Annotated in this window: 8 protein-coding genes and 1 pseudogene; 2 read left to right on the top strand and 7 right to left on the bottom strand. The window is 59.4% G+C overall.

Annotated features, from left to right (window positions below):
- Positions 1-192 (top strand): undecaprenyl diphosphate synthase family protein (locus ACR65W_RS10715; RefSeq protein WP_434498951.1); only part of this gene is annotated, 192 nt, incomplete at its 5' end.
- A gap of 25 nt (positions 193-217) precedes the next feature.
- On the opposite strand, the gene ACR65W_RS10710 is transcribed toward ACR65W_RS10715, so the two are convergent.
- From ACR65W_RS10710 to ACR65W_RS10680, 7 genes and pseudogenes are all read right to left on the bottom strand, one after another.
- The gene (locus ACR65W_RS10710) at positions 218-1,546 is read right to left on the bottom strand and encodes a tetratricopeptide repeat protein (RefSeq protein WP_434498950.1); all 1,329 of its coding nucleotides are present in this window, start codon (positions 1,544-1,546) and stop codon (positions 218-220) included.
- A gap of 95 nt (positions 1,547-1,641) precedes the next feature.
- On the bottom strand, positions 1,642-2,145 hold the full coding sequence (locus ACR65W_RS10705; protein WP_434502649.1) for a J domain-containing protein: 504 nt from the start codon (positions 2,143-2,145) through the stop codon (positions 1,642-1,644).
- 137 nt (positions 2,146-2,282) lie between these two features.
- Entirely contained in the window at positions 2,283-4,604 is a 2,322-nt protein-coding gene (locus tag ACR65W_RS10700) for a GumC family protein (protein WP_434498948.1), read from the bottom strand.
- 118 nt (positions 4,605-4,722) lie between these two features.
- Positions 4,723-5,379 (bottom strand): methyltransferase family protein, encoded by a 657-nt coding sequence (locus ACR65W_RS10695; protein WP_434502647.1) that lies wholly within the window; start codon positions 5,377-5,379, stop codon positions 4,723-4,725.
- Positions 5,380-5,824: 445 nt separating this feature from the next.
- Positions 5,825-6,607 (bottom strand): polysaccharide biosynthesis/export family protein, encoded by a 783-nt coding sequence (locus tag ACR65W_RS10690; protein ID WP_434500912.1) that lies wholly within the window; start codon positions 6,605-6,607, stop codon positions 5,825-5,827.
- Between the two features lie 103 nt (positions 6,608-6,710).
- Positions 6,711-7,370: a tyrosine-protein phosphatase gene (locus ACR65W_RS10685; RefSeq protein WP_434500911.1), complete on the bottom strand. Its 660-nt coding sequence runs from the start codon at positions 7,368-7,370 to the stop codon at positions 6,711-6,713.
- A gap of 183 nt (positions 7,371-7,553) precedes the next feature.
- Positions 7,554-8,716 (bottom strand): annotated as a pseudogene (locus tag ACR65W_RS10680) (IS4 family transposase).
- Positions 8,717-9,649: 933 nt separating this feature from the next.
- On the opposite strand from ACR65W_RS10680, the gene ACR65W_RS10675 reads away from it, so the two are divergent.
- Positions 9,650-10,960, top strand: a complete 1,311-nt coding sequence (locus tag ACR65W_RS10675) for an O-antigen ligase family protein (protein ID WP_434500910.1) — start codon at positions 9,650-9,652, stop codon at positions 10,958-10,960.
- Positions 10,961-11,337: the final 377 nt, after the last annotated feature.

Here is an 11,337-nt window from a genome sequence, read left to right as displayed (position 1 = left end):
CTCATGATCCCCACCTCGGGCGAGCAGTGCCTGTCGAATTTTCTACTGCGGCAAGCGGCCTATTCGGAATTCGTGTTCCTGCCCATCAATTGGCCGGATTTCGACAGAGCGGCTTTCGAGGCGGCCGTCGCCGAATATGCGCATCGTGATCGCCGCTTCGGCCGCATAGAGGAGCCGGGGCGCAAGGCATAGATAGCTTCATGAATGAGCCTGTACGCTATTTCGTGGGCTCCGCCGGTTGGCGTGAAATCGAAAGTTCATCGAACCAGATCGAGCCGGAAACCAGTTGTTCGGAAGCTGAACGCGCCGCGAGAGCGAGTCGCGCCGACTGCGCGCGACAGCCAGTCTCGGGAACGACAAAATCGAACTCGAAATCCCGCCAGACGGGATATGACCCCAGGAACATTTGGCTCGCGCCGATCGCGGCCCCTCCCACGCAGGATATGCTCCACTGCATTCCGCGCGGCCCGATGATTTCGCCTTTGAACGACCCTTTGAGCCGATAGGCGCCGGGCGGCAGCACGGTGGTCTGGTATACGCCCGGAAAATCGACACGCCCTTGGCCGAACTCCAGGAAGAGCGCGCGCTTATCGCTCGCCTCGGGCCTTGGCGCGATATCGACGATTACGCCCTTGCCTTGGGGCATCGTCCAGTCGAAAAGCGCACCGGAGGGCTTCGACTCAAAGCCGCCATTGAACAAAAATCCGGCGCTCCCGAGTTGCTCGGGCGGCAGGAATTGCAGCCAAACGTAATAGGCGAAGTCGTAAAGCTTGTGCTGAAAGAGGAAAGCGAGATAGGCGTGAACGTCGGCCGGCGTCGGCGGGGCCGCCGTATCCTTGAGAGAGAGAAACAATTCGAGCGGCGTGCGCGCGTCGGTTATGGCCTTGCCGAGCGCCGCAAAGAACTGCGACCGCCATGGCGGATCGGCGGCGAGCAGCTTTTCGATCTCTCGCTTGGCGTCCTTGTTCTCGGCCATGCGCCCCAGAATTGGCGAGGCATAATCCATCAGCTGCGGACGGGTTCTCAGCAAAGCGTCCGCGTAAAAGGCAGTTGCAGGATAGTCCTCGTTAGCGAAACTCTTTCGCATCATCCATTCGACCGCGATGGTTTCGTTGAGCGAAAGGCGCGCGGCTGTTTGCATCAGTTTCGCTGTTCTTGAGGCGTCACCTTCGGCTTCAGCCAATTGACCCAGCAACCGATAGGCGCGCGCGTTGAGAGGATCGGCCGCGAGCGCCGTTTCGACTTGCTCCTGCAATCGGGACAAGGATCTTGCCCCGGCGCTGGATTTCTCCGGCTTCTCGCGTTTGTCCTTGTCGTTGGCGTTGAATTCCTGGTCAGCGAGGCCGATGAGCGCGGTCGGATCGCCTGGGCGCAGAAGCAACGCCGCTTCCGGCGCCGTCGCCGCGAGGTAAGCGACAAAACTGCGCGACACGATCAGCCAGACAAGAACCAGCCCGAGAATCGCGAAGGATGCGGCGCGCGGCCAGTTCAACCGAACGCCACGCGGCGTCTGGTCGTCGAGGCGAGAGAATCTGGGGTTGTGCATGTTCAAAGCTCTGCTGCTCCTGAGCGGCTCCACAACACATCGGACATATCCAATGTGTAAACGCCGCCGCTTTGCGACCTCGCCCGCGCGCTCGCCTAATATTCCCGCCGGCCCATGATGAACAAGAGAAAGCGATACAATAATCCGTTTCGCTTCGGCCAGCGAGGTCGGTCGGCGCGGGAGGAATTGCGCATTTTGTTGAGATTGGAGCCGTTTGGGCGGCGTCGCCGTCTCTGCCGGATTTTTGCAAGAGTAGGGTTCTTGCGGGTATCCGCGCGGCGCTCTTGACGCTCTGTTCCGCACGCGATTATCGTCGCATCGTAAGCGGCGCGCCGCTCTGGCGTCTTGAGGTTGTCCCAGGCGCTCGTGACCCTGCCAACAAAGACCGCTCGTTCGGCGTTCTGGCCGACATCCGGGTGCAGCCATCTGAGAAGAAACGCCATATTGCGGCGCAATTCGGCATTGGTCGCGTTTTTGTTCGCCCCCAGGACGCGGTAGCTGTCGCATTCCGGATCAAGCAGCACTTGCTCAATAAAGAACGCTGCGGCCGCGCGCACGGTTTCTCGAGATTTGTCTGTCAGTTCGACGGCCTTTTGCATCGCCTCTCCATCGCCGGCGACGATGTGGAGGAGGAGCGAAGCGTCGTCCGGTAAGTCCCGTTTCTTAAGCGCCCGAACGCGCGATGGAATGAGCATGAGATCGATGGCTATCCTCAACGCCGTCGCATCGCTCATGCTCATGAACTGGCGTCTTGCGGCTTGCGCAGTTGCTGCCGTTCTTTTCCGGCGTCGTCCGGTTTGTCGCCTGAACTTCGCTCGCCACTCTCGCCATAAGTATAACCATAACCATAACCATAACCATAACCGGCGGTCTTGGCGTCGAACTTATTGACAACCGCCCCAATAATCGGCGTACGCGCCATTTCCAGACGCTTGAGCGCATTGCGGACAGCGCCCATCTTCGTTTCCCCAGCGCTCATAACGAGAACCGTGGCCGCCGCGGCGTTGGACAATATCGGAGCGTCCGCCAGCCCCATGACCGGCGGCCCGTCGATGACAATGAGATCGAAAACTTCAAGACTAGTTGAGAGCAGTGACAATAGCCGGGGTCCGCTGAGAAGATCGGCGGCGTTAGGAGGGAGTGGGCCCGAGGCCATGAAGAAAAAGTTGGCGAGTTCGGTTCGCTGTATCGCCTCGAGCGCGGAACAATTTTCGGTCAGGTAATTGCTGAGGCCGACGCCGTTCTCAAGACCGAGTCTCTTGTGCAGCGACGCGTTGCGAAGGTCAGCGTCGATGATCAGGACCTTGAGGCCCAAGACCGAGAAATGTCGCGCCATGGCGAGCGAGGTCGTGCTCTTTCCTTCGCCGGGGGCGGCGCTGGTCGCGAGCAGGGTCTTGGGAAGCCCCGCCGTGGTCGAGAATTGCAGTGCGGTGCATAGCGAACGGTAAGCTTCCGCCAGCGCCGAGCGGGGATCGGCGAGCTCACTCTCGATGGTTTGGGGGGGGGTGATTTTCGGGATCACGCCGAGCATTGCGAGGCCAAAGACGCGTTCCGCCTCCTCCGGCGAGTGGACAATGTCGTCGAGTCGCTCCAGGACAAAGGCGGCGGCAAGTCCCGCGGCGAGGCCGAGCGCGAGGGAAAGCGCCAGCGCCCGCGACATCACCGGCGAGGAGGGTTGGCGCGGAAGCTCGGCCTTATCGACAATGAACACATTATTGGCGCCCGCGCCCCCGGCGACGTCGACTTCCTTGAAGCGCTGGAGAAGACCTTCGTAGAGCGAGCGGGTGGTGTCCACCTCACGCTTGAGGATGTTGTACTGAATGCTTCGTTTCTGCAGATCGAGCGCATCCGCGCGCAGCGTCTCGATTCGTTGTTTCATTTCGTTTTCCTGGCTCAACGACGATTCATAGGCTGCTTTCAGCGATGACCTGATCGTCTTCACCTCGGTTGCGAGCTGCCGGTCGGTCTCCTTGATCTTGTTGCTGATCTGCACCATTGCCGGATAGTCCGCCCGGAACGTTTCCGACTTTTCCTGATACTCGGTCACCAGCTGATTGCGCCGGACCCGTAAGCCGTCGATGACGCTGTTGGTCAGCAACTGCGGCAAATTGATCGCGGTCTCGTTCTGGACCTGCTTCCACAGCTGTTCGTTCTTGATACGCTCCGAGATGATGTTTCCGAGCGCCGCGTTGGCGGCTGCCAAATTGCTTTCGGCGATGGAGGTTTTGTCCGCGGTGGCGACGATCTGTTCCTTCTCGGCGAACTCCAGCAACACTTTCTCGGCGTCTTCGAGGCGTAGCTTCAACTGCTTGATCTGATCCTCGAGAAAGGTTTTCGCATAAGCGTTGGCTTGAAAGCGCTTGTCGAGGTTGGAGGCGATGAAGCCCTCGCCGTAGGCGGCGGCGATCCGTAGCGCGCGCGCCGGATCCGGGTCGGAATAACTGACGTCGACCAGTCGTGAGCCGGGCACCGGCCGTACGACGCGACGATCGAGAATCATTTTCGCCGCCGCGATCTCCCTGCCGCTCTGTTGGCTCCCGGGCGCCGTTTTGTCGGACCCGCCGAATATCGACAGAATCGACGACCCCACAGGCTTATTGAACTCGGGGTCGTCCGCGAGTCGGGTCATCGACGCGACGCGTTCGGCTAGGCTGCGGCTTTGAAGGAGTTCATATTGAGTCTTGAGAAAGTCGAGGTCGAAGGTTTCCGTCGGCGTAACATTTCCGCTCTCGACGATTTTCGCGACATTGCGTTCGATCTGAAGTCGCACGGTCGCTGTGTAAAGCGGGGTTTGCATCAGCGTCCAGATAAGGCCGATCGCCAAAAACGCAGCGGCGATGCTGGCGATGAGCGTTTTTCGCTTATTCAGGATGCGCCAATATTCGCGCAGGTCGAGGCCGAGCCCATCATGCGTCTCCGGCGCATTTCCCGCATAGGCGCCGATCCGGCCATAGGGGTCGCGCGTCGCCGTAACGGCGCGGGCGTCGACTTCCCCCCGATCGACCAGAGCTCGGTCCTCGTTCTCGTTTGACGGACTGTTTTGTTGGGCGTCGGTCATCGGTTCACTCTAAGGTGTGAGCGCGCGCTTGCAAGGAAACTTCCAGCATTCAGACAGCCATAATTCACCTGGAGCCTGCTTGCTCGGCCACATCGACGCCCGGTTCATCCAGGCCCAGCTAGTATATGCCTGGAAGTAATCTTGCCGTGCGGTCAGCATAGTCGCGATAGGATGGAAATGCTTCCATCAGCACCCGCTCCTCGTAGTGCATACGCGGAATTTGAGCCGTAATGGTCAAAAACATTGCACAAAAAGACCATGGATAGTCGAATTGCCACATTCCGCCAAACACCACGATCAACTCCGCGAGATAAAGGGGATGACGGACGACGCTGTACGGACCTTCGGTGACAAGCGAGCGAGCTTGCGGCAAAATGCCAAAGGAACGCCCCAGCCAACACGCTATGAAGATCGCGGATATGATTCCCAATAGCGCCGTGGCGGACGAAAATATGGCCATGGCTGGTGTGAGTTTTGCCCGAGGGAGCGCCAGAAAAACGGACGGCAGCAAAACGCCGACGATCCCTGCGCCTCTAGGCAATAATCCGCGAGCTTTTCGGACTGCTGGACAGCGAATAATGACGAGCAATGTCAAGAGACTCAAGAACGCAACGTTCGCAAGTTGCGAACAGATCGCCAGAACGTCTCCATGCGCGTCGAGCATTTGCGTAATTCGAAGCAACGACCCGCCGATCCCAAGAACGAGCCACGCCATCATCGGAATGGCGGCGGCCAGATCGTAAAGCTTCGCCTTCTGTGCGGCATTCACGCGCATTGGCCTATGTTGCCTCCGCCTGTTCACGGGACGCGCCAACGATCTTGTTTTCGAGACATCACGGCGCCGGCAATCAGGTCCCGCGGGACCGAGGCGGCATCATAGTCCGTCGCGTTCGCCCCCGACATTTCGCCTTCAGGCTCGCTAGCTTGATCGCGGTATTCTTTCGACTCGCGCCAAAGGCCGTCACAACAACTCGTAAAAGGTGAGTCCGCATGCAACTGCAATCTGTGGGTCTGCCCGCGCGCCAACGCTTCTCCGAAGCCTTCGTCGTGACGGCACCGAACTGACCATAGGGTCCGCGTGGAGCCGAGACGGCGTGGTCGCCGGCGATGAACGAGTGGTCGACCGGCGTCTGATCTTCGTTCTTCGCTAATAGATCGGGTCGTTAAAAAGCGGTCGCCGGTTCGCGGTGCGGTGGAGCCCACGATTTTCCAAGATTGGATCAAAAGACAAAGGCCGCGGTGCCGGCCAAAGGCAGCACTTTTACGAAGGACTGGAACGCGGACTTCGCCATGGAATCATCGACCACGATCACGTCTCCTGCCTGGATCGGCGGGTCTTCGGAATTCCCGCTCCGTATATCATTGATGTCGAACCTCATCGCGGAGCGAACCCCATTGGTCGTGCGGAAAACCACCACATTGCTGGACGCGGATTCCCTATCGAGGCCCTCCGCCTTGGCGATCGACTGCATCAGCGTGTCGTGGCCGCGGATCGGATACACGCCCGGTCGCTTGACCGCCCCCTCCACGGTGACGCGCTGACTGTTGTATTCCTTCACAAAGACGGTGACTTGCGGTGACTTCAGATATTTGGCGCCGAGCTTGGCTTCGAGATCGTGCTCGACCTCGGCTGCGGTCTTGCCCGCGGCGGCGACATTGCCAACCAGAGGCAGATTGATCGTCCCGACCTCGGCCACCTGCACTGTCTTCGATAGATCCGGCGCCTTGAAGACCGTGATGTCGAGAACATCCTGCGGTCCGATCCTGTAGGCGGCATTTCCTGGAGTGGCTGGCGCCAGGTATTTGTCGGCGGCGCGCTCGAGCTCGGCTCTGTCGCCGGCGCCCGAGGAGACGTCGCGGCCGGCGCGTTTTTCTGGCGGAGGATTGCCTTCGTCACCTAAATAGCTGTTGCAGCCGCTCAGAAATCCCACGCACGCCACCCATAGCGCGACGCCAATCACGCGCCCGACCCCTGCCGCCGACTCGAGATTTTGTTTCGCCATAAACCACCTCGGAAGAAGAAACGATCGCCATTGGCGCCGGCAGACTGGATGGCGAGACATCCGCGAGAACGCCCCTGGGCCGGGTGACTACGAGATGCCGCGCCTACGCGGCTCCGACCCGCCTCGCCGCCCGATCGCGCCCTTCGCTCAAAATTGGCGGGCGCGCCCGCATATTGTGCGCGTCGGTCGCCAGGATGTGGACCAAGCCTTCGTCGAGCAACCGCTCGCCCCAATATTGCGCATTTCGCCCAAAGGCGCCAGTCAGGGAGCCCGCCGTGATTTGCATCCAGCTCCCCGCTTGAACCAGACGTCTTATGGTTTGGTAACCGGATCTGATCCAGGTGAGTCGCTCGGGATGCGTCAAAATCGGCACATATCCGGCCGTCATTACGTTGAAGAAGAATTCCTCCATACGAGGCGGGGCCACGTGATGCGGCGGCTCGACGAGAACATAGCGGGTGTCGGCGAGCGACAAAATGCGCCCCGACCGCAGTCCAGCGACGAAATCCTGCACGATGTGGGCGTCCGCGCCAGGGACGAGACGCAATGCAATATCCTCGCAGTCCAGAATCCGCTGGAGCTTTTGGACGGCCAGGCGGATTCCCGGGCCTGTGTTGCTATAGAGCCCCGGCAAGATATGTGGGGTGCATGCGACCGTCGTAACCCCGTCGGAGACCCACTCCCGGGCCATCTCGAGAGAAACGGAGAGGTCCGCCGCGCCATCGTCGAGGCCTGGCAGAATGTGGCTATGAAGATCAATCATGCAATCCTGAATGCTACTTGAGGAAATGGATTTTGTTCCCTTTCGCCACAAATCACGGCAAATTTTGGGCGCGACGAGCCAAGTAGCGCAGGACTGAAAATTTTTTTAACAGATTTTCCGCTGTCGTTCGATCGACGACCGCAGCGCGCTGCGGCGGTCCGGAAAAAACCACGGCTGTCCGGTTCAAGCATAGCGCCAGTCGAACTCGTGTTGTCTGTGATCGCGCGGTTGTGTGTGCTGTATTTCCTTCAGGCTCAGGAAGGATTTGCGGTGCATCAGGTTGGTTCGCACGAGTCGAGCGAGTTCGAGGAACCCGTGGTTTGACTTGGCGATATTTTGCAGGAGCCGCAAGAGCAGATGCGCGATCAAGGCTGCCGCGATCTGTATGCGAACCGCGTTTTGCGAGCGTCCGATGAAGGAGCGTATCCTCAGCGTCTGCTTCATCAGGCGAAAGAACAATTCGATTTGCCAGCATCGCTTGTAGAGATCGGCGATGTCGTCCGCCGGCGTGTCCAGATCGTTGCTCAAGATGCGCAATCGCTTTCCCGTGTCGGTCATAACGACGACTTCGCGCACGGCGGCCCGCATCGGATTCTTGCGGCTCTTCGCCTGCCGGCCCGGTAAAAAGCGGATCCGATCGCTCAGCGCGCGCGAACCCGCCGGCAAGCGCATGTCCTTCGCGTCGAGCAGCGGCGTATTGGTTTTGAACCGCGTGACGATCCGGCAATCCGCCGCATCAAGACGCGCCCACCAACCGTAATCGTAATAGCCGAGATCGAACACATAGGTCGCGCCGGCCTCGATCGGCATCTCCTTGGCCGCCGTGATGTCGTTGACATTGGCCGCCGTGACCGAGTGATAAACTGGGCGGGCGAGATCGGGATCGTAGACGACATGCGCCTTGGCGCCGCACACATCGGCGGAAAATCGCGACCATTGCGCGCCGACGCCGGCCAGATGCGGGCTGGTCGAGTCGATCAGCCGCACGACCTCCCTCATCTCTTGACGCATCTTGCGGTTGGCCGAGGTCGCCGTGCCCAGCATGTGCTCGAAAAGCCCGGAAAACACTTGAGGAGACCGGTTGCGATTGGCGTCGGCGAAAGTCGAGCGGCGGGCGATCGCGCCGCCGACGTGATAGAGCCGCGTCGCATGGCTCGCCATCGCCGTTTCGATCGCCCGCAACGACTCCGCGCCGGAAAACTGCCCATAAGCAGTGCGATGAGCTGACGGCGCGTGTCGAACCCGCGCACGAGTTCGTCGCTCCCATGCTCTTTCACAAGCTTGTCGAAGACGCTCCAGGGAACCAGTTTGAGCAGATCGTGGAAAACGATATTCTTGTGGCGCATGGCGTTGTTCCGATTCCGTGTCCAGATGATTCGTAACCCTCTGGCAACGAATAGAATCAACGCCATGCACATATTCAAGCAATAAATGAACCGGACAGCCGTGGGAAAAAACGAAGCGTCGGCGCATCGGCGTGCGGAACCGAGCCAAAAGGCCCAAACATGTGCGCGCCGAAATGAAGGCATGAAAAATCAAAATCAATGCGGCAGTGTTGCCTTTGCGCAACACTCTTGCCGAAATTTCGTCGAAAACCAAAGTTAAACATTGCAACTGTACCGCGAGCTCGATTAAATGCGGTGGTCTAATATTGAGAAGAATCGAAGCTCGGATATCGAGGCTTGTCGATTGATGAATTTGGTCGATCGATGAATTTGACAACCATTGGTGCAGCGAACAGAGTTCGGAGGAACCATGAAAGCGTTAACAATTCTGGCGGTGACGGCGGGTCTGGCGGTAAGCGGCCTAGCGCAGGCGGCTCCCCTTCCCCCCGTTTGCAAAGGCGGGATACTGGCGGACGCTGTGACCGGAAGGCCGATGCTGGGCCCAAACAGGGAGCGAATTCCGTGTGACCTTCCGCAGGCCCAGGCCGATAGCGGTCTGGATCCTACCCTTGCGGTCCTTGGCTCCCTGGTCGTGGTTGGCGGAGCGGTGGGCGCCGCCGTGGGGCTAAGCGGTGGAGGGGGTTGCACCAACAAACTTGTTCCAGTTAGCGGCGGCGCCATCCCCATATGTAATTAGGTCGACGCAGGGTGGCGTCGGCCGTGCCGGGCGATGCATCGGCTTTGAAAGAGCGGGTTACCTCGCTCTTTTATTTTTGCGCGTTTGGCCTCGTATGCGCTCTTTTATTGGGGGGAGGCGCGGGGCCTGGATTTCTTTCGGATACTCTCCTTCAACTCCTTTCTCTTCCGCTTCTTATTGCCGCTCTATGGCGCATCGTGGACGGTCCGCTTTCGCGCGACATGCGCCGGGCGCTGGCGTTATGCGGAGCAATAGCGGTCGTTCCCTTGGCGCAGCTGGTTCCCCTGCCGCCGACCATTTGGACCAAACTCCCCGGCCGTGAGACCATAACAGCGGCTTTCGAACTGATTGGACGCGACCTCCCCTGGGCGCCGCTCAGCATGTCGCCAGACGCGACCTTGCTCAGCGCACTTTCTCTGCTCCCACCGCTCGCGGTCTTCCTCGGCGCGCTTTTGCTCAACCACCGCGAGCGCCAATGGTTGAGTCTCGCCGTGCTCGCCGTGGGGCTCGCCAGCGTTTTTGTCGGGCTGATGCAAGTCGCCCGAGGCATTTCGAGCCCATTATGGTTTTCCGAAATCCTCACTCCTAACGAGGCGGTTGGCTTTTTCCTCAACCGGAACCATTTCGCGGCATTGCTATATTCTCTACTCCCATTGGCTGCCGCCTGGGTCGCGAGCGACACTGGCGCGATGATGGCGCGCGCGTATGATCCAGTAAAAAAGTTCGATACGAGGGCGACCGTGACGCACGTCGTGGGTTTCGCCGTAATCGTCGCGCTGATCGCCGGCCAGCTGATGGCGCGTTCCCGCGCCGGCGTGATTTTGACGATCGTCGCGCTGTTTGGCGCATTTGCTCTGGCTCAACGCGGCCAGGGCGCGGCGAAAGAGGCGGCGCCCGTCGGCAGACTGATATTCGGCGCGACGACCCTGGCGATCGTCTTTTCGTTACAATTCGCCTTGTACCGCGTATTGGAAAGGTTCGAAACCGATCCGCTGGCGGACGCTCGCGTAGCGATCTCCAGCAACACGATCGAAGCGGCAAAAACGCTCATGCCGTTTGGGGCCGGACAGGGCGCGTTCGTTCCGACTTACGCGATGTTCCAAAAGCCCCAGGAAATGATCGCCAACGCCTACGTCAACCATGCCCATAACGATTTTCTGCAATTGTGGCTCGAATCGGGAGTAGCGGGACCAATCCTCATCGGCGTGTTCGCGATCTGGTTCGTCTTAGCGTCCGCAAAGGTCTGGCGGCGCTCATACAGTGAAGGTCTCGCAATCGATCAATCCTTGGCTCGCGCGGCGAGTTTGATCGTTGCGCTCCTCGCCGCTCATTCGCTGTTCGACTATCCCCTGCGCTCAGGAGCTATGATGGCCGTTTTCGCTGTTGCGGGCGCCTTTTTGATTGATCCGCCGCCCGCTTCGCCAGCTCGACACCCTGCCCGCCGCAGGGAACCAAGCAGAATCCGCAGCGAAGCGCCTTCCTTCGGCGCCAGGCCGCAAACGCCTTAATTTCGCCATGCTGCATCAAGCTAAGTTGGCCCGAGCGCCGTCGCTATTATATAGCTCATGGCGTTTTCGAGCAAACTTTGGGATATTCCGAATCAATGCTTGAGTTGTGAGAAACAGCGTAAATGCGCCAGCTGTTAGTTCTAGGTATTGATCTTATCCTGATCGTCTTCGCGACGGTCTTCGCCGCCGTTCTCCGGGATAATCTCGAGATTTCAGAGGCGAGATTAGCGGCTCTCGCCTCAGGCATCCCCTCATTTTCAGACGCATGAGAACGTCTGATTTAGAGCCGCGTGTTGATCGATGTATACGCCGAACCGCTCGACAAGCGGTCGCAAGCGGACATCCGGCATGTTGGGGATCAACTCGTAGAGCATGCA

The sequence above is a fragment of the Methylocystis sp. genome (assembly GCF_051062815.1).
Taxonomy (GTDB): Bacteria; Pseudomonadota; Alphaproteobacteria; order Rhizobiales; family Beijerinckiaceae; genus Methylocystis.
The sequence above is the reverse complement of the archived record's forward strand: the minus strand, read 5'-3'. Positions and strand labels throughout refer to the sequence as shown.